General features: G+C 59.4%; 16 protein-coding genes. 2 read left to right on the top strand and 14 right to left on the bottom strand.

From position 1 onward, the window contains the following. Positions 1 to 5: 5 nt before the first annotated feature. From ED655_RS07505 to ED655_RS07485, 5 genes are all read right to left on the bottom strand, one after another. The gene (locus ED655_RS07505; RefSeq protein ID WP_122049637.1) at positions 6 to 833 is read right to left on the bottom strand and encodes a DeoR/GlpR family DNA-binding transcription regulator; all 828 of its coding nucleotides are present in this window, start codon (positions 831 to 833) and stop codon (positions 6 to 8) included. Beyond that, positions 830 to 1,594, bottom strand: coding sequence for a triose-phosphate isomerase (locus ED655_RS07500; protein ID WP_122049636.1), 765 nt, complete (start codon positions 1,592 to 1,594; stop codon positions 830 to 832). Before ED655_RS07500 ends, ED655_RS07505 begins: the two co-directional genes overlap by 4 nt. A gap of 189 nt (positions 1,595 to 1,783) precedes the next feature. Further along, positions 1,784 to 2,740 (bottom strand): hypothetical protein, encoded by a 957-nt coding sequence (locus tag ED655_RS07495; protein ID WP_122049635.1) that lies wholly within the window; start codon positions 2,738 to 2,740, stop codon positions 1,784 to 1,786. Positions 2,741 to 2,778: 38 nt separating this feature from the next. Beyond that, positions 2,779 to 4,461 (bottom strand): glycerol-3-phosphate dehydrogenase/oxidase, encoded by a 1,683-nt coding sequence (locus tag ED655_RS07490; protein WP_122049634.1) that lies wholly within the window; start codon positions 4,459 to 4,461, stop codon positions 2,779 to 2,781. Between the two features lie 73 nt (positions 4,462 to 4,534). Further along, entirely contained in the window at positions 4,535 to 6,256 is a 1,722-nt protein-coding gene (locus tag ED655_RS07485) for an FGGY-family carbohydrate kinase (protein WP_122049633.1), read from the bottom strand. 294 nt (positions 6,257 to 6,550) lie between these two features. Here ED655_RS07485 and ED655_RS07480 point away from each other — a divergent pair, with 294 nt between their 5' ends. After that, positions 6,551 to 7,366 carry a DeoR/GlpR family DNA-binding transcription regulator gene (locus ED655_RS07480; protein WP_122049632.1) on the top strand — a complete coding sequence of 272 codons (816 nt, stop codon included), beginning with the start codon at positions 6,551 to 6,553 and terminating at the stop codon, positions 7,364 to 7,366. A 92-nt stretch (positions 7,367 to 7,458) separates the two neighbouring features. Here ED655_RS07480 and ED655_RS07475 read toward each other — a convergent pair whose 3' ends face one another. The 8 genes from ED655_RS07475 to ED655_RS07440 all read right to left on the bottom strand — a co-directional run bounded on the left by ED655_RS07475 (position 7,459) and on the right by ED655_RS07440 (position 20,807). Then, positions 7,459 to 8,511, bottom strand: coding sequence for an NAD(P)-dependent alcohol dehydrogenase (locus tag ED655_RS07475; protein ID WP_023977261.1), 1,053 nt, complete (start codon positions 8,509 to 8,511; stop codon positions 7,459 to 7,461). A 143-nt stretch (positions 8,512 to 8,654) separates the two neighbouring features. Beyond that, a complete protein-coding gene (locus ED655_RS07470) occupies positions 8,655 to 11,807 on the bottom strand; it encodes an efflux RND transporter permease subunit (protein ID WP_122049631.1) in 3,153 nt (1,050 codons plus the stop codon). Positions 11,808 to 11,809: 2 nt separating this feature from the next. Further along, positions 11,810 to 13,099, bottom strand: coding sequence for an efflux RND transporter periplasmic adaptor subunit (locus ED655_RS07465; RefSeq protein WP_122049630.1), 1,290 nt, complete (start codon positions 13,097 to 13,099; stop codon positions 11,810 to 11,812). Further along, the gene (locus ED655_RS07460; RefSeq protein WP_122049629.1) at positions 13,096 to 14,382 is read right to left on the bottom strand and encodes a TolC family protein; all 1,287 of its coding nucleotides are present in this window, start codon (positions 14,380 to 14,382) and stop codon (positions 13,096 to 13,098) included. Before ED655_RS07460 ends, ED655_RS07465 begins: the two co-directional genes overlap by 4 nt. Before the next feature lie 185 nt (positions 14,383 to 14,567). After that, the gene (locus ED655_RS07455) at positions 14,568 to 14,849 is read right to left on the bottom strand and encodes a hypothetical protein (protein WP_051395777.1); all 282 of its coding nucleotides are present in this window, start codon (positions 14,847 to 14,849) and stop codon (positions 14,568 to 14,570) included. Positions 14,850 to 14,925: 76 nt separating this feature from the next. Next, positions 14,926 to 16,410 carry an efflux transporter outer membrane subunit gene (locus ED655_RS07450; protein WP_122049628.1) on the bottom strand — a complete coding sequence of 495 codons (1,485 nt, stop codon included), beginning with the start codon at positions 16,408 to 16,410 and terminating at the stop codon, positions 14,926 to 14,928. Then, positions 16,407 to 19,562 carry an efflux RND transporter permease subunit gene (locus ED655_RS07445; RefSeq protein WP_122049627.1) on the bottom strand — a complete coding sequence of 1,052 codons (3,156 nt, stop codon included), beginning with the start codon at positions 19,560 to 19,562 and terminating at the stop codon, positions 16,407 to 16,409. Before ED655_RS07445 ends, ED655_RS07450 begins: the two co-directional genes overlap by 4 nt. A gap of 9 nt (positions 19,563 to 19,571) precedes the next feature. Beyond that, the gene (locus tag ED655_RS07440) at positions 19,572 to 20,807 is read right to left on the bottom strand and encodes an efflux RND transporter periplasmic adaptor subunit (protein WP_122049698.1); all 1,236 of its coding nucleotides are present in this window, start codon (positions 20,805 to 20,807) and stop codon (positions 19,572 to 19,574) included. A 170-nt stretch (positions 20,808 to 20,977) separates the two neighbouring features. Here ED655_RS07440 and ED655_RS07435 point away from each other — a divergent pair, with 170 nt between their 5' ends. Then, positions 20,978 to 21,670 (top strand): TetR/AcrR family transcriptional regulator, encoded by a 693-nt coding sequence (locus ED655_RS07435; RefSeq protein WP_122049626.1) that lies wholly within the window; start codon positions 20,978 to 20,980, stop codon positions 21,668 to 21,670. Positions 21,671 to 21,688: 18 nt separating this feature from the next. On the opposite strand, the gene purF is transcribed toward ED655_RS07435, so the two are convergent. Continuing rightward, positions 21,689 to 23,119, bottom strand: a complete 1,431-nt coding sequence (purF, locus tag ED655_RS07430; protein WP_122049625.1) for an amidophosphoribosyltransferase — start codon at positions 23,117 to 23,119, stop codon at positions 21,689 to 21,691. Positions 23,120 to 23,153 lie beyond the last annotated feature (34 nt).

The raw sequence follows: 23,153 nt of genomic DNA, 5'->3' as shown, positions 1-23,153 counted from the left end.
GTGTTTCAGGGGGATGGAGAATGCGAGGTGGGCACTGCGTCATCCAGATGGGCGACATGCAGGTTGATGCCAGCATCAAGCATTCGGTTCTTCTGGCTTTCGGACACACCTGAATCGGTGATCACGACATCAAAGTCAGAAAGGCTGGCCAGACGGTTCAATGCGGTAACATCGAATTTCTGGCTGTCGATCATCAGGATGCGACGATCGACAATTTCCATGAGGGCCATCTTGCACTTGACGATCTCCTGCTCCTGATGGAACGCACCGAGATCGCGCACGGCAGAGACGGACATGAAGAGCGTGTTGGCCCTGAGTGATTTGGTCCCCTGCTCGCACAGGATGCCGAGAAAGGCATCGAAGCGGGGGTGATATTTGCCGCCCAACGATATCAGGCTGATATCGCGTGCACCCGCAATCTGCGTGGCAATTCCCATGCTGTTTGTCAGCACAGTGAGAGGCATGCCCGAGGGCAGGTTTTCAGACAGGATGCGCGAGGTGGTGGAATCATCGAGTGCGATGATATCGCCAGCCTTGATAAATCCTGCAGCAAGGCGGGCAATGGCCTGTTTCTCGCGCGAGGCGCGGCGCATGCGATGGACGACGCTCGTTTCCATTACACCGCTGGCCAGCATGGTGACACCGCCATGCACCTTGCGCACCAGGCCCTGCTCGGACAGGGCATGAAGGTCGCGATGGATGGTCATGCGGCTGGTCGAGAAACGATCCACCAGTTCCTCGATCTGCGCGCCACCGTTTTCGAGCACGTAGTCCAGAATCTCGCGTCGTCTGGCCGAGACGGCCTTGCTCTCGACCCCGGTCGCGCCGCTCATGACGCAACAGACCTGATGATGGCTTCGAGCCCCGAGGGATCCCAGGCCGAACGACCGATGAAGACACCATCCACATCGCTCAGTGCCGTGTAGCGGGCGGCGTTGTCGAGCGAGACACTCCCACCGTAGAGAAGCGGCACACGTCGCGCCTGCTCTTCTCCAACGAGTTCGATCAGCACCTGGCGCAGGCGCTTATGGGCGATATCGACGAAATCCGGCTCGGCCGCCCTGCCCTTCGCGCCGATTGCCCAGACGGGCTCATAGGCAAGAAGCACTGTGGCGATTTCATTCGATGTCAGGCCGTGAAGCGCCATCTTGGTCTGACGGGCCAGGGTTTCGTGCGTCACATTGAACTCATATTCCTCGGCGCTGTCGCCGATGCAGATGAGCGGCCGCAGGCCGTGACGGATGGCGGCGCGGACCTTCAGGTTGACCGTGATATCGGTCTCGCCGAAATGCTCCCGTCTTTCGGAATGGCCCAGCTCAATCAGGTCTGCCCCGCACTCGCGCACCATGCGAGGGGAAATTTCACCTGTCCATGCGCCCTCTTCCTCCCAGTGCATGTTCTGCGCACCGACATGCCAGGCCGTGTTTTGAAGACGCGATGCTACTGTTTCGAGAGAGGTGAACGGGGGAATGACGAAGGGGGTAATCCTGTCCGGCACTAACATGTCGGCAATTCGGGCAGCCGCGTCGCGGGCAGCCCCTGGCCCCTTGTTCATCTTCCAGCTTGTTCCGACCCAGAGCGACTTTTGGGGCATTGCTTCCTCTTTCTGCACAGCACGACGGCCGGTTCGTAACGTCTTGATGTTACTCTATGGGAGGCTTTAACATTTTTATAGAGAAAATATCACTTTGATCGTTCACATTGATATGAACGGATTGACCGAAAAGGCAGATTTTGGGAGTATATTGTATTGTTTCAGCGGTTTGACGATTTATGCCTGATGTTATCTTGAAAGCCGTAATTCTGTGATCTCACAATCGTCACGGACACAAAGACGCGGTGTCATCCCTCGTTCCGCGAGGCCCTGATGGTAGAATTCCACGGCCTGAGCAGGCGTTAGAACACCATCGGTCACGCTTCTCATCATGCCGAGCATCAGTACCGGGTCTTCGGCGTGCAGGATCTTGCGACCAAAAAGCGCGGCCCTTGCCCCTGCCTGTTGCGCCTGTCCGAGTAGCTCCAGGCAGTCGCGTGTGGTGCCGCTTCCGCCTCCCATGATGCCAATCACAATACGTGGGTCGAAGCGGCACAGGGACGACAGGCTCTCCGTCGTGTTGAACGGAATTTTCAGCAGATGCGGCATCTCGTCACGACGCATTCCTGCCAGACAGCGTGTGATCATGTCGGTGAGGAAATCGCCGAAATCGTCGGGATCGATATCCGTCTGGTTGGGATTGAAGACCTCCAGAAAATACTCGAAACCCGTTTCGCGTGCTTCCCTACGAAAGGTCCGGAACTGGTCCAGAACCATGACATCGTGGCTGGCCTCGCCATTGAAGGTGAGCGAATACAGGCCGAAATGGCAGAGTGCCTGATCGAGCGTAGCGGTCCTGAAAGGCAGCGATTTCTGGCTTTCATAGGTGCCGGCGCGGATGCGCCAGAGGTCCGAGCTGTCATTGGCGCGCACGGCAAGCTGTATGTCGCGCAGCGTTGTGACGTGCGACGCCAAAAGATCCTCATGGGTGGATACCGATACCAGAACCATGTCCACCAGGTCATGCGACACGACATTCTGGATATCCGCCAGAAACTCGGCCTTGGTCATCATCCCCTGACCGGGGCGGCAGAAGGCGGACATGCCGCCGGCCATATCCGCGTCACGTGCATCGACCAGAATAAAGTCGTCGCGTGTGTCACATTGGGCCCTCATACGGGCAAGCTTCTGGCGGAACCGGTTCATGAATGTCCTCTCAAGCCGCGCATCCTACCTCAGGCGGCCTACGCGGCGATCTGGCTGTCGGTCACCCCGTGCTGTTCGCGCGCAATATGCCAGCATGTTTCAGCCTGGGTGATGCGTTCAGCCTCCGACCAGCCAAGCGGGGTGGCGATAAGCGCGCATATCTCGTCGATGACAGCGCGATTAAGCGCACCGCGCAGGGCAATTGGCGTGCGTCGGTAAACAATATCGTTGACGCCGCGCACGAGTTCTTCGTTTGCCACATAGAGAATTTCGTTGCGTGTGTATTCGGGAAGGCTCGCGAGCGGCGCATCGGGCGTTCGCGCACAATATTCCGCCACCCGTTCCGCTGTAGTGCCATAGCGTTCGAACAGCAGGGCTGCACGAGCCTCGGTCAGGCCATGTCTGCTGGCAAGCTGACGCAGATAGGCAGCTTTCTTGCGCGCGGACGGATAATTCGTCCCCCCTCCGATAGGACGCTGACGCGAAGAGCACGCTCTCTTTTTGTGCAGCATGCAGAGCGTCTTGTCGGCCACTTCTTCCGCCAATCCACGGAATGTGGTCCATTTTCCGCCAACGAGCGACAGAACAGGGGTGATGCCTGCGTAATCCGTATGGATGATGTGATCGCGGCTGATTGCACCAGGGTCATCAGCATTGCTGGCGGGGAGCGGTCTGACCCCGCAATAGCGATAGATCACATCGCTTTCATTAATGGTGAATCCGGGAAACAGTTCGCACAGCATGCGCAGCATATAGGCTTGCTCGTCCTGTGAGCACCGCGCCGTATCAGGATCCTTGACGGGGATGTCGGTTGACCCGACCAGAACGTGTCCAAGAAAGGGGTAAGCCAGGCAGATACGTCCGTCGGCCGTGCCGAAATACACCATCTGCCCGTTGAGTTCTCGCAGCAGGCCCTCGTGACGGATGACGAGGTGGGACCCCTTGGTGCCACCGATATAGCGCGTCGTCAGCCCCAGCGCGGCGTTGACGCTGTCGATCCACGCGCCACCAGCATTTACAATAAGGTCGGTCCGTACCTGCTCCTTGCTGCCGGTCAGGCGGTCGCGCAAGGTCAGAGTGCCCTCACTGAATGCTTCGACCTCGCTATAGGTCTTGATGGCGCAACCAAGATTCAGCTTGAGCGCATCCTCTACACATTCAAATCCTAGCCGCTCAGGCTGGGAAATGGCGGCGTCGTAATAGCGCCCGGTTGCGATAACCTTACGGGTCATATGTGGCCAGTTCTGCCGGACTTTCTTTCCAAGCGTGAGCGAATGGCGGGGCATCACCCTGGCCCGTCGTCCCAGGAAATCATAGATCTGCATACCGATCTCGGTAATCAGGACCCCACGATCTGCAAGCTTGCTCTTGAGGCGGAAAAACCGCTTGATTGAAGGGATGATGCCGCCAAACCATGAGTGAATCGGGATCACCGTTGGCAGGGCGGTTACCAGATGCGGGGCATTGCGAAGCAGCAGGTTTCTCTCGAGCGTCGACTGCGCCACGAGACGAAATTCCCCTGTCTCAAGATATTTGATGCCACCATGAATGAGGCGCGAAGGAGCTGCAGAGGCTCCCGCACAGATATCCTCGCGTTCGATGAGCAGGACATTCACGCCCTGAAGGGCCAGTTCACGAAAGAGGCCGACCCCGTTGATGCCAGCACCGATGATCGTCACATCGAAATGGGCTGAGTCGAGATGTTCGGCAGAATGGGTCATGGGGTGTTCGGGTCCAGTATTGTCTTGAGCATTTTCATGGTTGAGCGAAAGCGGTCGTTCGTGATCGGGTGCGTCAGTGTTGCAGAGGCATCGAACCGATCTGGACAACAGGCGCTTGCGTCGCGGCGATTGCCGCGGTCATGGTCTGTGTGATGGTTGACGCTGTTGCTGCCCCCGAGAGAGGAGGCGCAATCTTTCCGCTCCCGGGCATTGCTGGTGAGTTCGTGGCGTCAGCCGCCAGATCTTCAGGCAGCTTTTCGTGCTGGGGCTCGGCCTTCGGGTAGTCATCGCCCTGATCGCTGTGCAGGGACGGCCAGAAGGGTTCGAGCACGCGGGCTATAGCGAGGTAGCGGCCATAAACGGCGTCGTAGTATCGCGCGAGCGCGGCATCGGGCTCGAAATGACGCGGCTGCATATTCAGCGCGTCCACGGCCTCTTCCAGTGAAGGGGAGAGACCACAGGCGACGGCAGCTGTCAGGGCCGCGCCCAGGGCACCGGCCTCTCTCACGGGAGACGTCATGACGGGGCGGCCGAGGATATCGGCAAAGAGCTGGCCAATTTCCGGGCGGCGGCTGCCTCCTCCCGAAATGCCGATCTGACGCACGCCTCCCGTTTGCAGCAGATCCTCCACGTGATGGCGGTGGTTGAATATCGTGCCCTCGATCATCGCACGGAAGAGATCGGCCCTGTCGTGCCAGGACTGGACGCCGAGGAAGGAAGCGGTGGCGGGCGTCTCGAAGGGGGAGCCAAACAGGTAGGGATGGTAGAGCGGTATCTGACGCTCGGTGCGGCCCGTCGCAAACTTCGCGATGGTCGCCTCGATGAGCCTTGCAGCAGCCTCGGGGTCGTCAGGTGCCACGTAACGTGCCATCCACTCCAGATTACTGGCCGACGCAGGCGAGATCGCCATGCAGTTCCACAAGCCCTTGCGATAGCCGGCGCGGCAGGCCCACTCGGTACCGATCACCGGGCGGTCACGCAGGACCTCGTTGATGGAGAACGTTCCGGCCGTGACGGTCATGTCACCAGGGCGAACCTGACCCAACCCGACAGCGGCCGCGATTACATCATGCAGGCCAGCGGAAACGGGCGTGCCCTCAGCAAGGCCTGTCAGGGCCGCCGCCTCGGCGCTTACCGTGCCTGCCAGGGCGCATGAATCGAGCATGGGTGGCAGGGCGTCGGATATTTCCGACAGACCGAGCGCAGAGAGGATATCGGGGCTATAGGTCTGGCTGTGCAGGTCTGTGAAGGCAGTGCTGGCCTCTGTGAGATCGGTGGCGATCCCTCCGGTCAGGCAGTAACGCAGCCAGTCCTTTGCAAAAAACACGGTTCCAATCGAAGCAAAACGCTCGGGTTCGTGGCGTTTGATCCAGGCAAGCAACGTGGTGGCGGAGTACGGATAAGGGCGCTGCCCGGCTACCGGCATCAGACGATCAAGCAGCCCTTCGCGCTTCCACCCGTCATGAATACCGTAGGCGCGGCTGTCCAGCGACATGATGCCGTGACCGAGTGGCTGCCGGTCGCGGTCGAGCAGGAAGAGCCCGTCACCATGCGCAGTGATCCCTACGCCAGCGATATCGGTACCTGTCAGCCCCGCATCGGCCAGCGCATCGCATATGGTACCCGCAACGATGCGCCAGGTAGCAGACATATCACGCTCGACATGGCGCGGCGTATCGGTGATCTGGGCGACGCGCGCCTGCCCGAGACCGACGATCCTGCCATCTGTTGCGAAAATCACAGATTTGGCGCTCGACGAACCGCAATCGATCCCGATCAGATATCCTGTGCTCATGACCAGGCTCCGTTCTGGCAAGAGGGGTGGTGATCTGACTACAAGACTTAAACTGCCCCTAAATGTTTCGATAATCACAATGTAGTGCTATATATGATACAGTTCATGTCACCGAGAAGCCGATCACTGCCTGTTGAGCGTGATGACAAGTTGTTGCCCTTGTTGGGAAAGCCACGCGCAGGGGCACACCCCTCTCTTGCTGGCATGAGATATTTGTGATATTTTTGTTATCTATCGATTGGTCTGCTTGGTCCATCGGAGCAAAGCAAAATCTGTCAAAGGCAGTTCTTCAAGATGAGTGATGACCCCAAGCCAGCAGCCGCGCTCGACGGTTTTTCCGGGATCAAGCGCCAGAACCTGAAATCACGTCAGCAGCAGATTCTCGATCTGCTGTTTGAGCAGGGTAATGCGAGCATCGAGTTTCTGGCGGAGCATTTCGATGTCAGCCGTATGACCATTCATCGTGATGCCCATGCGCTGGCAAGTCAGGGGCTGATTGACAAGATTCATGGCGGCATCACGCTCAAGAACCGTGCCCGTACCGAGAAAAACGTTGCCTATCGTCAGCATCGCGCCGCCAATCTGAAGAAGGCGATCATCCAGCGTGCCGTGTCGATGATTGAGCCCGGCCAGGTCATTATTCTAGATGACTCGACCACTGTTGCCGAGATGTTGCCGTTGCTGCCTGCCCGGGCACCGCTGACGGTCATTACCAATGCGGTCGGGGTCGTTCAGGCTCTGGCCCCTTTCCCCGGTATCAAGATTATCTGTCTTGGGGGTGATTACAGCAACTCACGCAACGCGTTCTTCGGGCTGGTGTGCGAGCAGGCTGCGCGCTCACTGCGCGGCAATATCATGTTCATGTCCACCTCCGTGATCTCGGGGGACACGGCCTTCCAGAACGATCAGGATGTCGTGAAGGTCAAGCGTGCCCTGATGGATATTGCGGATAAATGCGTGCTTCTGGTGGACAGCACCAAATTCAGGCAGGGCGGTCTGCATCGCCTGACGTCGTTGCAGGAATTTGACCGTATTCTCACAGACAGCCAGATCAAATCCGATACGCTGTCAGAACTTGAAGCCGCTGGTATTCCCGTCGAAATCTGCTGAACCAGCTCATCAGGCGGCGTGCCTGGTCGCTTCAGTGTAAACCAGTGATGAAGCCGGGCGGGTAGCATCCCCGGCCCGGCCCCTTACTACAATCAGGCGTTTTCGAGCGTCGCCATATCGATGACGAAGCGATACTTCACATCCGATTTGAGCATGCGTGAATAGGCATTTTCGATCTCGTCCATCGCAATCATCTCGATATCCGAGGTGATGCCATGCTCGCCGCAGAAATCCAGCATTTCCTGTGTCTCGGCGATGCCGCCAATCAGTGAGCCGGCAAAGTTGCGGCGCTTCATGATCAGGCTGAATACGCTGACTGGAAGCGGATTCTCGGGAGCGCCTACCTGAACCAGCGTTCCCTCGCGCTTAAGCAGGTTAAGATAGGCGTTGATGTCATGATCGGCCGCCACTGCATCGAGGATGAAGTCGAAGCGACCCGTTTCCTTCGCCATCGCTTCGGGGTCCTTGGAGAGCACAACTTCATGCGCGCCAAGGCGCAGGCCATCCTCGACCTTGCTTTGCGATGTCGTGAACAGAACGACCTCGGCACCAAACGCCCGCGCGAACTTAACAGCCATGTGGCCGAGCCCGCCAAGGCCGACAATACCCACGCGCTGGCCCGGGCCAACCTTCCAGTGCTTGAGCGGTGAGTAGGTCGTGATACCCGCGCAAAGCAGGGGCGCGACAGCCGCGAGTTCGAGGTTCTCCGGAACCTTGAGAACAAATCCCTGATCGACCACTACGGCCTTGGAGTAGCCGCCGAAGGTGATACCGCGCCCCTGACGGTCTTCACCATTATAGGTGCCAACAAAGCCGACCTCGCAATATTGCTCGAGACCTTCCTTGCAGCTGGCACATTCGCGGCAAGAATCAACCATGCAGCCTACGCCAACCAGATCGCCAACCTTGAACTTGCTGACAGACGCGCCAGCCTCGCTGACGCGACCAACAATTTCATGGCCGGGCACGCAGGGGTAGATGGTGTTGTGCCATTCATTGCGGGCCTGATGAATGTCGGAATGGCAAACGCCGCAATAGAGAATGTCTATACGGACATCGTCAGGACCGGTGTCGCGACGATCAAACTTGAAGGGAGCGAGGCGCTCAGAGGCGCCTTGTGCGCCATAACCGATACAGGAAAGCATCGAGATTCTCCATCCTGGCCCTGGGCAGAGGAACGTCAAACACCCCAAAGACGATCGCCGTCTCTGGGGTGTCTGCCAATAAGCCTTCGGTGTTAACGTCTCGTCAGGCTCGCGAGTTCATTTCCTGCTACTGCGCAGATTGTCTATTTAGCCGGGGCCGAACTGGCCTGGGTCCGGCGCTCACGCCAGGCTGAGAGCCTTATATAGAGGGTTGGCAGAACCAGAAGCGTAAGGGCCGTGCAGGAAATGAGCCCGCCAATCACCACACTCGCCAGCGGCTTCTCCACCTCGGCGCCCTCGCTCATGGAGAAGGCCATCGGGAAGAAGCCAAGACACGCCACCGTGGCTGTTGCCATGACAGGGCGGAAACGCTCCCGTGCCGAAGTCACGGCCGCGGTAACCGCATCGAATCCTGCAAGCCGCTTGTCTCGAATATAGGAAATTAGCACCACGCCATTAAGCGTGGCGACACCGAACAAGGCGATGAACCCGATACCAGCCGAGATGCTGAACGGCATACCACGAACCCACAGGGCTATGATGCCGCCTGTTGCGGCAAAAGGCAGGTTCACGAACACCAGAGCCGCCAGCCAGATATCGCCCAGGGCGAGGATGAGCAGGCAGAAAATAAGGACCAGTGTGATCGGGACGACAATTTCCAGACGCGCGACCGCGGTTTGCAGATTGCGAAACTGGCCGCTCCATTCGATCCTGTAACCCGGCGGAAGCTTGATCTGATTTTTGACCGCGCTCTGCGCTTCCTGAACGAAGGAGCTGAGGTCGCGGCCACGCACATTGGCCTGTACCATCATCCGGCGCTCCCCCTGGTTGCGCCGGATCGCTGCTGGACCATCACGCAAGGTGATGTCGGCCACCTGATCGAGCCTTACCGAGTGATCGTCGCGGGTCAGCACGGGCAGCAGGCGGATATCATTCATATCATCACGTGACTCTGCCATGATGCGCACTTCGGTGGGGATCAGCGCATCCTGAAGCGAGACTGGCGGGCCTACATGGCCGCCGATGGATTCCACGACATCGAGCACTTCGGATGTATCGACGTTCAGCCGCGCTGCGGCGGTACGATCCACATCGATGTGCAGATACGGGATCGTGCCGACATCCTGCGGGGCGACATCGGCAGCACCATTGACTGAATCCACCACGCGGGCCGTCTGGCTGGCGAGCTTCATCAGTGTGTCGATGTCTGGTCCATAGATGCCTATGGCGATCTGGGAGCGTACACCCGATTGCAGGTCATCCATGCGCATCTGGATTGGCTGGCTCCATGAATAGAGCGAGCCGGGATTGTTCTTGCGCAAGGCGGCATCGAAGGCGCGTATCAGGCCCTCCTGCGTTGTGGCGGTTTTCCACTCGCTGCGGGGCTTGAGCAGAACATAGGTATCAGACTGCTCGCCACCCTGAGGATCAGTCGGGATGGCGGAAGTGCCGCTATTGCTGACCAGCATCCGGATATCAGGGAATTGCCTGAGTGTTTTCTCGATCTGGGTGATGGCACGCAGCGAGGCGTCGAGCGAGATGCCAGGCAGACGCGTCGAGGTGACGATCAGATCACCTTCCTGCAATTGCGGGATGAATTCACCACCAAGCCGCGTGGTCAGCCCGAGCGATACCACCAGCACAAGCAGGGCGATGCCCATCACCATACGCCCATGATCCATGCACCAGCGCGAGGCCGGGGCAAAACCGCGGCGCAGAAATCGGATGAAGAAAGTGTCGTGCTCGGTCCCTGTCAGCGCCTCTGTACCAGCAGGATGCGCCTCGTCGTGGGTTTCGTGTTTGGGCGCATGATGAGGCTTGATCTTCATGATCAGCGCCGCAAAAGCAGGCACGGCGACCAGCGCGTAGATCAGCGAAGCGATGAGTGCGAGGATGACCGTCTGGGCCATGGGGCGGAACATTCGGCCCTCGACACCTTCCAGCGTGAGCACCGGCAGATAGACCATGATGATGATCAGAATGGCGAATATGACCGGTCGCGCCACCGAGCGCACCGTCTCGGCAATACGCTGTGAAAGCGGTACGTCGTCACCAGCCTGGCTGGAAAGCACGCTTTCGACAATCACGAGGGCGCTATCGACCACCATCCCGAAATCAATGGCGCCAAGGCTCAGCAGATTGGCGGAAATGCCGAGGTGGCGCATGCCCACCATTGCGGCCACAAGGGAAAACGGAATGACCGAAATGATCACGACCGACGCGCGCCAGTCGCCGATCACGACCAGAAGCACGACCAGTACGAGGATTGCGCCGAGGATAAGGTTTTCCTTGACGGTGTGAATGGTCACATCTGTCAAGGTGGCGCGGCTGTAATAGGGTTCGAGCGTCACGCCTTCAGGGAGTGAGGCAATGATCTGAGGCAGGGCGGCCTTAATGCGTGAGAGCGTGGCCTTGGCATTGGCCCCCTGCTGCAGCAGGACCACGGCATTGACGATTTCGCCTTCACCATCGCGCGTGACACCGCCGAGCCTCGGGAGGCGCCCCTCACGCACTGTGCCGACATCGCGCACATGGACCACGCCGCCATTAGGCATGCTGCGCACCTGCACCTCGCCCAGCTCATGCAGGCTGTCGATCAGCGAGCGCCCGACAATGATGTTCTGCTCGTCGTTATGCTCGATCCACGCGCCCCCGGCGGCCTCGTTGTCACGATCCACCGCGTTGAACACATCCGAGACCGAAACCTGGAACTGGCGAAGCGCCATGGGGTTGAGCGCGACCTGATAGGTCTGTGATGCGCCACCATTGATGTTGACATCGATCACACCGGGGATCAGACGCAGCTTGGGCACGACGTTCCACGTCATGATCCGGTTCAGCGCCGCCAGTGAGCGACCCTCGCCGTGAATCTGAAGTTGCAGGATCTCACCCATACCGGTGGCCATCGGCCCCATCGTGATGGCGAGATTGCGTACAGACACGGCAGCGCGGGCCTGATCTAGCCGCTGCGCTACGAGCTCGCGTGCCCGATAGATGTCGGTGCCGTCATTGAACTGCAGATAGAGCACGGAAACGCCGGTACGTGAGACCGAGCGCATGGAATCCACCCCGACGATACCGGACATGACGGTCTCTATGGGGAAAGTCACCAGACGCTCGACTTCTTCAGTCGGCAGGCCCGGTGCGCGCACCGAGATGAGCACCTGCCGCGGCGAGATATCCGGCACCGGCTCGACAGAGAGCGAACGCAGATCCGCGATCCCGGCGATCATGAGAAGGACGACCGCACCGAGTATGGCGGCGCGCCCCTTGAGGAGGGCGAGCATGAATCTCATGGTTACTGACCGCCCTCGCCGTGATTGGGTTCGGGGGCCAGGAGCGCCTGTGACTTCAGAACGAAGCTGCCATCCGTCACGACTGTTTCGCCGGGTTTCAGCCCCTGTGTGACGACAATCCGCCCGTCGAGATCAGGGCCGGTCATTACCTTGCGCGCCTGGTAATGTGTGTCATCCAGACGCACGAATACACAGGGCTGCGAGCCGATTTTCTGTATGGCACTGGCCGGGATCACGATGCCATGCACGGTTTCGGTCGAGAAGAGCCGTGTCTTGACGAGCATGTCGGGCCGAAGCTGCCTTTTGCTGTTATCCACGAGGCTGCGCACGAGCACGTGGCGTGTCATCGGGTCCACACTGCCCTCAATCAGGTCGATGCGTGACTCGATCGGTTTGGCGTCAGGAGCCGGCCAGGTCAGCTGTCTTCCACCCCGGCTCAGATGCGTGGCTTGCTGCTCACCAACCTGCGAGACCACCCAGACCCGGGAGAGATCGTCAATTTCGACGGCTGGCGCGGCACGGCCGGACACTTCCTCCCCCACACCCACTACAATCTTGTTCACGATGCCATCGATCGGGGAGATGACGGATGAATGGAGCCCCTCGGTCTTTTCAGACGATGAAGAGAACCGGGCCAGCCTTTCACGCTCATTCTGCGCAATGGCCTCGCTGCGTTTTACCGTGCCCTCAGCGTCCTGCAGGCGCGACCGGCGACGCTGGGCTTCACCCTGCGATATGGCGCCGCCCTGAAGGGCGCGGGCCCGATCATAGGACAGGCGGGCATCGTCGCGCAGGGCGCGGGCCTGCTGGACAGCAGCTTCGGCCGAAAGGAGGCGCTGATGGGCATCGCTCAGGCTGAAATCGTCATAGGTGAACAGCACCTGCCCTTTTTTGACGATCTCACCCGGCGTCACCAGAACACTCTGCACACGTCCCTGCCCCACTGGGTGAATCCGGGCACTGCGTCGGTCATCCTGATCGATATAGGCAGGCACATCGACATGCGGTGGCAAAGCCCCCTGACGCGTTACGGCGGTATGAATACCTTCCTGCCTGAGTGCCTCCCGCGAAATCGCAATGGGTGCGTTCGGCCAGTCTGCAGGGCTTTGTGAGCCGCTCTCTGCACTCGGGGCACTTGGCGCTGCCGGTGCGCTGACTGTGCCGGGGGGCGTTGAAACTGGCCCGGCCTGCGCGAACCCGATCTCGGGTACGAGCGCGAAAGACAGGCTGGTGAGGGCAAGGAGAGCGCAGCGATAACGTGCAGACAGGCGGCGCGCGGGGGTGATTATCATGGGTAGTTTCCGGCCATCAGGCTCATTCTGATCATTGCGGCGTGCCAGATGACATCGGCTTCGGCGTTTCTCTGACCGGCTTCGAGCGCCGCACGGCGTGCGCGAAGATATTCGATGACCGGCGTCTCACCGACGCTCCACGCATGTTCAAGGTCATGGGCGCGGGCATCAAGCGCCTGTCGCGCCGATGAGGCATTGCGCAGCATGGCCAGCGCTGAACTCAGGCTGGCGCGTGTCTGGCGGTACTCGGTCTTGACCTTGCGCTGCGCCAGTATGGCATCGCGCTCGGCCGCACCCATGGCCTTGACCTCTTTCATGACCATTGGCGTATTACGCGCCTCGCTCGGTAATGCCATCGAGAACTGGACACCCACCTGTGTGTCCCACGGGCTGCCATATTGCCCCTGCTTGACCACCTGCACGCCAAGCTGCGGGTTTGGCATGTAGGAGTGACGCGCCAGCGAATACGCTGCCTTGGCGCTGCGCGACACTGCCGCAGCCATCTCGATACGCGGATCACGGGTAGGGTCGAGTGTCAGGTTCTGCGTGCCCAGGATGCGACCGTCGAGCGACAGGATATCGGGGATCTCGTCAGTCCCGGTGAGAGCCTCAAGCTCGGCGCGATTGTTTTCGAGAGCCTGCTCTGACTGGGCGATCTGCGCATCGAAATCGCCCTTCTCGCCCACCACAGCATCGAAGTCGGCCGCTGCGATCTCACCGGCGCGCAGACCCTGATGGGAGCTCTGCACGACGCGTTCGAGGAGATCGCTGGTTGCGCGGAGATTGCCGATCTTCTTTTCGAGCAATGTGGCGGCACTGGCGAGATCGAGGATACGCACAGCGCTCAGAAGATGCTGAACCTTGATCCGGGCCTTGGCAACCGCTTCATCCGCCAGCGCGTTGCGTACGGTGGCCGTGCCCTGACCGGGGAGCCATAAGGGAACGCTGATACTGCCCTGATAGGTCGTGTAGCCAAGATTGGTGCCGATGAAATGGTCATCGAGATATTGCCCGGCAACGATCGGCCCCTCTGGAAACCATGACTGCGCGGCACGAGCATTCTTGTGTGACGCCGTGGCATCAATCGAAAAGAAATGGTTGGCCGGGTCACGGTCCCATGCAAGCTGGATGGCTTCGTGAAAGCTCTCCGCTCTTGCGCCGGGTGCGAGCCCAAGCGCTGCAACAGCAATTAGGGAGGATGCGAGAAAGCATCTGGCCTGCATTGGGCCGAGGAGAAGCTGACGGCGCCTTGAAGCCCGTTTTGGCCGAAGAATCACTGACATGATGGGTGATCTTAGGCGGATATGAGCATCGCTCCACGACAAAACTTGGCTGAACGATAAAATAAATAATAAATAGGCAACATGATGGAAAGGATCAGGTAATCCTGACCATCATGTTGCCGTCATGGGCAGGCATCACGCCGTAACGGCTTCAGCCCATTACCCGGTCGAGCGTCTGGCCCCGCTCACTCGTCGATGGGCTGGACGTGTGAAACCTTGCCGGCGCGATCGTAATAGATGATCGCATTGCCCCGGCGCTGGGCATAGCCGTCGGGCGTGCCGTCAGGGCGTTTGAACAGCATACGGTGGGCGTCGGCCTGCTCGATGACCTTGTCGCCAGGCGGGCGGTACTTGAACATGCTGAAATCAGCCTCCGCCTTGGGCAAGGCAGAGGAGCGGGCCAGCTGATGCATATCCGGCTTCTTCTTGTCGTCATCGTCATCCTGCGCCGTGGCAAGGGCGGGCATAAGCACCGCCCCTGCGCCAAGGGCGCAGAGGAAGAGACGAAGCGGCGCTGACTGTTTCATCAAAGCTATTCCTGTATCAACCTTGTTTTGCGGCACCGGGCATGGACTGAGCCTTTGCGACATCGCTGGCGCTCCAGCCACCACCGAGTGCCCGATAGAGCGTTACCAGATTCTGGTAACGGGCCAATTGCACATTGATGAGGTTTTGCTGCGCGTCATACAGGCTGCGCTGCTGCGTCAGGGTCGTAAGGTAGGGATCGATACCCGTGTTGTAGCGCATCATCGCCAGATCGAAGGCCTGCTGCGACGACTGTACGAGGGCCTTGAGGTGAGTATCCTGTGCGAGATAGGTCTCGCGCGCCGTCAGGGTATCAGACACTTCCTTGAAGGCTGTCTGGACCGTCTTCTCATAGGTGGCGATCTGGGCAAGGCGACGCGCCTTGCTGATCTTGAGGTTACCCTCGTTCTGACCCCAGGTGAAGATCGGGAAGGTGATGTTGGGCGAAACCGACCATGTCTGCGCGCCGGGCGTGAAGAGATGGCGGAACTGCAACGAGCTGACCCCCTCCTGCGCCGTGAGCGTGACCTTGGGGAAGAACGCCGCGCGTGCCGCACCGATATTGGCGTTCGCACCGATCAGATTGTGTTCCGCTGACTGGATGTCTGGGCGCTGGCCGATCAGGTCGGAAGGCAGGCCCGCAGGCAGATCGGCCATCAGGGTCTGCGTTCCGAAACGCTGTGGTGGCGGCAATGTGTCAGGCAGAGGCACGCCAACGAGCAACTGCAGCTGGTGCTCATCCTGCGCCATCTGACGCTCATACTGCGCCTTATTGCTGGCTGCCTGCTCAACCTGGGTCTGCGTCTGTGCCAGCGTTAGCGCATCGGCCTCGCCATGATCGTATTTCATACGCGTCAGACGCAGCGTATCGCTTTGCGATGTCAGGGTCTGGTCGGTCACGCGCACGAGTTCACGGTCCGCCAGCCATTGCAGATAGGTATTGGCCACCTGCGCTACCATGCTGATCAGCACGGATTGCGCGTTCATGCGCGAGCCCAGCAACTCCTCCGCCTGCTGGCGGGAAAGGTTGCGGATACGGCCGAACAGATCGACCTCGTAAGAGGAGAATCCGATATTGGCGCCGTAATAACGCAGCATGGACGTGCCGCGCCCCAGACCAGGGGCGAAGGAAAAGCCTGCCGTATCAGAGGGGGCGAAATACTGGCCCTGCCCTGTTACCCCGATGGGGGGGAACAGTGAGGCATGCTGCACTTCATAGCTGCCCTGAGCCTCCATGATCGCCGCCGCCTGACTACGCAGGTCACGGTTGTTGCGCAGGGCGAGTTCGATCAGCGCCCGCAGTCTCGCATCGGTAAAGAAGTGCTTCCAGCCGATATCCGAGGCTGCCTGACCGCGAAGGGCCTGCGTCGACCCAGAATCAGCAGGATAGGCATTCTGCACGGGCTGGGTCGGGCGCTGATATTTCGGGGCCAGATCGCATGAGGCGAGTATGGTGAACGCCAGCAGGGCGCCCACCGATCCGGTTTTGGTCAAAAGGCTCATGCGCCCTCTCCTCGCGCAGCTTCATTGCGGTGTTCGTACGGATCAACGCGATCCTTCATGCGTGTCACCTTGAACAGACGCAGGATCACCACGAAGAAGACCGGGACGAAATAGACGGCCAGAAGGGTCGCGGACAACATGCCGCCGACCACGCAGGTACCAATGGCCACACGAGCCGCCGATCCTGCGCCCGTCGCAATGGCCAGCGGGAAAACACCGCAGACGAAAGCGATAGAGGTCATCAGGATCGGGCGAAGACGCTCGCGACCCGCCTTGAGAACGGCATCTTCCAGAGAGTCACCCTGCTCGAAGAATTCTTTGGCGAATTCGACAATCAGAATGGCGTTCTTGACCGAAAGGCCGACCGTGGTCAGCAGTCCCACCTGAAAATACACGTCGTTGTCCAGACCACGCCAGAGCGTGGCACCAATCGCGCCGAGCACACCAAGGGGCAGCACCATCAGCACTGCAAGCGGAATGGCCCAGCTTTCATAAAGCGCGGCAAGGCAAAGCAGGATGACGATGGCCGCGAGTGCGTAGAGCGGGCCAGTCGAACCGCTGGATGCGACCTGTTCGTAGGAAATGCCGGTCCACTCATACCCGATACCCTTTGGCAGATGGGACAGGATCTTTTCCATCTCCTTCATGGCATCGCCCGAACTTGTGCCAGGTGCGCCCTGACCCTGCAGTTCGAAGGAGTTCAGACCGTTATAGTCCTCCACCTTCTGCGGGCCGACAATCCAGTTGCCCGTGGCAAAGGAATTGAATGGCACCATGTTGCCGGCGGTATTGCGCACATACCACTTATTGAGGTCCTCAGGCGTCATGCGCGCCCAGGCTTCACCTTCGATATAGACCTGTTTGACACGGTCGCTACGCATGAACTGGTTGACGTAGATCGAGCCAAACGCCCCCTGGATGGTGGTGTTGATCTCGGCATTCGTCACGCCCTGCGCATTGGCGCGCTCACGGTCGATATCCAGATGGAACTGGGGCTGATCCTCAAGGCCCATCGGACGCACAGCCATCAGGCGCGGGTTCTTGGCAGCCTCGCCCAGAACCTGGTTGCGGGCCGCAAGGAGGGCCTTGTGACCCAGATGCCCGTTATCCTCCAGTTCAAGATCGAAGCCGGCCGCGTTGCCGAGTTCCATCACAGCTGGGGGGTTGATGGCGAAGATGATGGCTTCCGGATCCATCCAGAAGTGCTTCATGATTTCGCCAGCCACCGACATGGTGGTGTTTTTATAACCCGGTCGTTCATCCCACGGCTTGAGACGGATGAAGAAGGCACCCGCACTTTGGCCCTGACCGGCAAAGTTGAAGCCATTCATGGCAAAGACGGACTGCGCGATATCACCGTATTTGTGCATCACGTAATCGGTGATCTTGCGGTTGACCGCCGCCGTCTGGGCATTATTGGCGCCCGGACGCATGGTGACCTGACCAAAGATAATGCCCTGATCTTCTTCCGGCAGGAAGCCGCCCGGAACGCGAAGGAACAGGAAGACCGCACCGAAAGCGAAGACGGCAAAGATGAGCATGCTCACCAGACGGCTGCGCACGAGGCGACGCACACCGTTCAGGTAACCATTGGTCATGCGATCAAAATTGCGGTTGAACCAGGCAATCGGTCCGGTCTTGTGTTCCTTGTGGGTAGGTTTGAGCATGGAGCCGCACAGTGCGGGGGTCATGATCGTGGCCACCAGCACCGAGAGCCACATGGCTGCGACAATGGTGATCGAGAACTGGCGATAGATCACGCCGGTCGAACCGCTGAACGCGGCCATAGGCAGGAACACGGCGGTCAGGACGAGCACGATACCCACGAGAGCACCGGTGATTTCGTCCATTGACTGACGTGAGGCTTCCTTGGGCGATAGTCCCTTCTCGCTCATCACGCGCTCGACGTTTTCCACCACCACGATCGCGTCATCGACGAGAAGGCCGACGGCGAGTACCATGGCCAGCATGGTCAGCGTGTTGATGGAAAAGCCAAGGGCCGAGAGCACACCGAAAGTGCCCAGAAGCACGACTGGAACGGCGATCGTCGGAATGAGCGTGGCACGGAAATTCTGCAGGAAAATTAGCATCACAACGAACACGAGCGCAATGGCTTCGAGAAGCGTAATGACAACTTCCTTGATCGACAGGGTGATGAACGGCTCGGTATCGAGCGGATAAACCGTCTTGAGGCCCTGCGGATAGAATTTCTCGAGCTCGGCCACCTTGGCGCGCACGGCCGTCTCGGTTGTCAGCTGGTTCGCACCCGGCGCGAGCTTGAGCGCCATACCGACCGTCGGCAGGTTGTTGTAGAACGAGGTCAGGTTGTAGTTCTGCGCACCCAGTTCGATACGGGCGACATCGCTGAGCAGAACCTGGGAACCGTCCTGCTGTACCTTGAGCACGATCTTCTTGAACTGTTCGGGCTCACTGAGTCGGGTCGGACCGATAATGGTCGCATCAAAGCCGATCTCCTTGGTGGAGGGCAGACCGCCCAGTTCACCTGAGGAAACCTGAATGTTCTGCTGCTGGATGGCTGCCTGAACATCGCTGACATTGAGCGAATATTTATAGAGCTTGTTGGGGTCCATCCATACGCGCATCGCGTACTCGGAACCGAACAGCGTATGGTCACCCACACCGGAAACGCGCGACAGCGGATCGGATACGTTCGAGGCCACGTAATCGGCAATATCCTGACCCGACATGCTGCTGTCGGTCGAGATAAAGGCGAGCACGAGCATGAAGTTCTTCACGGCTTTCGTGACGCTCAGGCCCTGGTTGACAACTTCTGTCGGCAGGCGCGGCTGTGCCAGCTGAAGCTTGTTCTGCACCTGGACCTGCGCGATGTCAGGGTTTGTCCCCTGCGCGAAGGTCAGGTCGATTTCCATATGGCCACTGCCATAGGATGACGCCGAGAGATATTCGAGGTGATCCAGGCCGAACATCTGCTGCAGGATCGGCCGGACAGTGGTGTTGTTCACCGTCTCGGCAGATGCACCAGGATAGTCAACCGTGATCGCAATCTGTGGCGGAGCAATGGACGGGTACTGGGCAATCGGCATGCTGAAGATGGCGACGCCACCCACCAGCATGATGATCAGCCCGATAACCCAGGCGAAGATCGGTCTGTCGATAAAGAAACGAGACATGGACTACTCTTATCCTGCGTGCGCGGGCTGGGCGTCGGCTGCCTTGCCGTCCGTGGCCTTGTCGTCCGCCGATTTCTCGACCGGCTTTACGACGGCACCCGGATGGGCCTTCTGCAATCCCTCGACGATGATGCGGTCGCCGTCATTGAGGCCACCCATCACAACCCAGTCGCCATCTAGGGCGCGGTCGAGCTGAACGAAGCGCATGGTCACCTTGTTGTCGCCATCGAGCGCATAGACGAAAGGATCGCCCTTCGAGTCACGCTGCAATGCCGGCTGCGGAATGGTGATGGCCTTGGGATCGACACCCTCGGCGACTTCGGCATGAACATACATGCCAGGCATCAGCAGGCGATCAGGGTTGGGGAATTCGGCGCGGACGACCATCGTACCCGTTGCGGGGTCAACCGTGACTTCGGTCAGGCGCAGCTGACCAGCCTTGTCGTAGCGGCTGCCATCCTCAAGCGTAAGCTCTACGGCTGCGGCATTGCCCGAGACCTTTTCGAGCTTGCCGCTGGCGAATTCGCGTCGCAGGCGCAGCATGTCCGAGGTGGCAAGGTTCACGTCCACATAGATCGGATCCATACGCGTGACCGTGGCGATGGCCGTGGTCTGACCTGCGGTGACGAGTGTGCCGGGGGTCACGAGCATACGCCCGATGCGCCCGTCGATGGGAGATCGCACCTGTGTCCAGTCCAGATTGACGGCTGCGCTGTCCACGTTGGCTTTCGCCTGCGCGATGTCAGCCTCTGCCTGACGGGAGGACGAAAGGGTATTATCGTAGTCCTGTTTGCTGACAGCATGAGCCGCGGCAAGCGGGCGATAACGCTCCAGCTGGGCGCGAATGCTCAATGCCGCCGCCTGGGCGTGAAGAAGCTGCGCCTTCGCCTGATCGTAAGTGGCCTTATAGGGAGCCGGGTTGATCACATAGAGGAGCTGACCGGCCTTGACGTCAGTGCCCTGTTCAAAAGCGCGCTTGAGGATCACGCCGCCGACCTGCGGACGGACCTGTGCCTGCTCGAACGCCTCGACACGGCCCGGCAGCGATGTCGCTGTCTTGAGCGGGTGAGGATGGACCGTGTAGATGCCCACCGTCTGCGGGGGTGGTTTGGGAGCGTCCGCCTTGTGTTTGCAGCCTGAGAGATCAAGCGTCAGCAGAGCCAGGGGGATGAGACGCAATGAAAGGCTGGTGGTGGCCTTGAGAGACCACGGCAAACGTGGCGTGTAAGACTGAAATGCTCGCATGCTGGCGCTATCCAAAATTACCGATGTTTGTGAAGGGTAACCGCAAACCATGCGCTCGCGCCAAAAAAGGTTTCGGAAACCCTTGAGTTTCTCTGGCATAGGGAACTATACGGTTTCCGAACCTCGGTCAACGGACCCTTTGAAGCTCTGGAGCGGTTTTTCGCAATACGATGTCAACTGTGCCCCTCACCATCAAAAGTCCCGCCCAAGACCCGGAGCCTGCTGCACTGCGCAAGCATTGTGGCCGGCCGCCCGTATTATGCGAGACCGAGAGGCGGGATAGAATATTCGACGCAGCAGAGATTGTATTGCAGGAGCATGGTTACTCGGGCGCGTCTATGGACCGTATTGCGCAATGCTCGAACATGTCCAAAAAGACGCTCTACCATATGTTTGCAAGCAAGCAGGAGATGGTCGAGTTACTGCTCAGGGATCGCCTTCTTCTGTCAGGTTTGCGTGATCTGGAGCTTTGCGGCGATACGGTGGAGGACAGGCTCGTTTACGGGCTCGAAAAGCTGGCCATTGCGATGATGACCGAGAAGCGTTTGAGCCTGATTCGTGTGGTCATTGCCGAAGTCTCGCGCAATCCGGAAGTCAGTCGCTTCGTTCGTGAATTCTTCTCCAGCGCTGCTGGCCCGTTTCCCCTGCGCGTGTGGCTCGAACGACTGGTCGATGAGGGGGCGCTTGTGGTCGACGATGTGGAGGAAGCGTCTGATCTGCTTTTCGGGGCCGCGCTCGCAACATCGATGCTGTGCGAGCTGAGCCATTGTCGCCAGCGCCAGCACTGGGATGAAACGCCACGTTATCTACGCCGCGTTGTGAGAATGTTTCTCTGCGGTCTCGAAAACGAAAAAGGGGCCTGAAAAGGCCCCTCCAATTCGTCAGGCAACCAGCCTGCCTTCCTTGTCCACCAGCTCGATCGGATAGTCACCGGTGAAGCAGGCATCGCAGTACCGTCCCTGCGCGCCGTTGCGCCCGTCATGTCCAAGCGCACGATACAGACCATCGAATGAGATGAAGGCAAGGCTATCCACGCCAATGGCCTCTGCCATTTTTTCGATGCTGTGTGTCGCAGCCAGAAGCTGGCTCTCTTCGGGCGTATCAATGCCATAGAAGCATGGATGCTTGGTGGGCGGGCTGCTGATGCGCATATGGACTTCGGTTGCTCCGGCAGCACGAACCATATCAACGATCTTGCGTGATGTCGTACCACGGACAATCGAGTCATCCACCAGCACGACCCGCTTGCCTTCGAGCACAGGCGTATTGGCCGAGTGTTTCATACGAACGCCCAGATTGCGGATCTGGTCTGTCGGCTCGATGAAAGTGCGCCCGACATAGTGGTTGCGGATGATGCCCATCTCGAACGGAATACCGCTCTCCGCAGCGAAACCCATTGCAGAGGGCACACCTGAATCGGGTACGGGCACGATCACATCGGCTTCCACACCGCTCTCGCGGGCAAGCTCGACGCCAATCTGCTTGCGCGCTTCATAGACCGAGTGATCTTCGAGGATCGAATCAGGGCGGGCGAAATAGATGTATTCGAAAACGCAGAAGCGCGGGCTGGTCTGCGCGAAGGGACGCATGGAGCGTATCCCGTCATTGTCGATGATCACCATCTCGCCAGGTTCGACATTGCGCACAAATTCGGCGCCCACGATATCCAGCGCGCAGGTCTCGCTGGCCAGCATCCAGCCGCCATCAGCCACGCGGCCGAGAATAAGCGGGCGTACGCCCAGCGGATCACGAAGCCCGATCAGGAAGTCGGGCGCCAGCGCTACCACCGAGTAGGCACCCTTCACCTGCTTCGCAGCATCCACCAGACGCTCCAGCACGGTGGCATAGAGCGAGATGGCGATAAGATGAACGAACACCTCCGTGTCGGTCGTCGACTGGAACAGACAGCCACGCTTCACGAGTGCCTGCCTTAGCGTCGCGGCATTGGTCAGATTGCCGTTATGCGCCACTGCCAGACCGCCGAACTCGAAATCGGCATAAAGCGGCTGGACGTTGCGCAGCAATGTACCGCCGGTCGTGGCATAGCGGTTATGCCCAATGGCCCCGCTGCCCTTGAGCGTGCTCATGACACGTGCATCGCTGAATACGTCGCCCACAAGGCCAAGGCCCTTGTGCTGGCAGAAACGCTCGCCATCATGGCTCACAATACCGGCGGCTTCCTGCCCGCGATGCTGAAGCGCGTGGAGACCGAGCGCAGCTAGGGCGGAGGCATCGGGGGCGCCCCAGATACCAACCACGCCGCATTCCTCATAAGGGCGGTTCGAGGTTTCGAGGGTGGCGGGATCAATCATCGGGCGGCGCTCCTGGGCATGGTCACGCTTGGGC

The sequence above is a fragment of the Asaia bogorensis genome, from assembly GCF_900465345.1.
In the GTDB taxonomy this organism is placed as follows: Bacteria; Pseudomonadota; Alphaproteobacteria; order Acetobacterales; family Acetobacteraceae; genus Asaia; species Asaia bogorensis_A.
The sequence above is the reverse complement of the archived record's forward strand: the minus strand, read 5'-3'. Positions and strand labels throughout refer to the sequence as shown.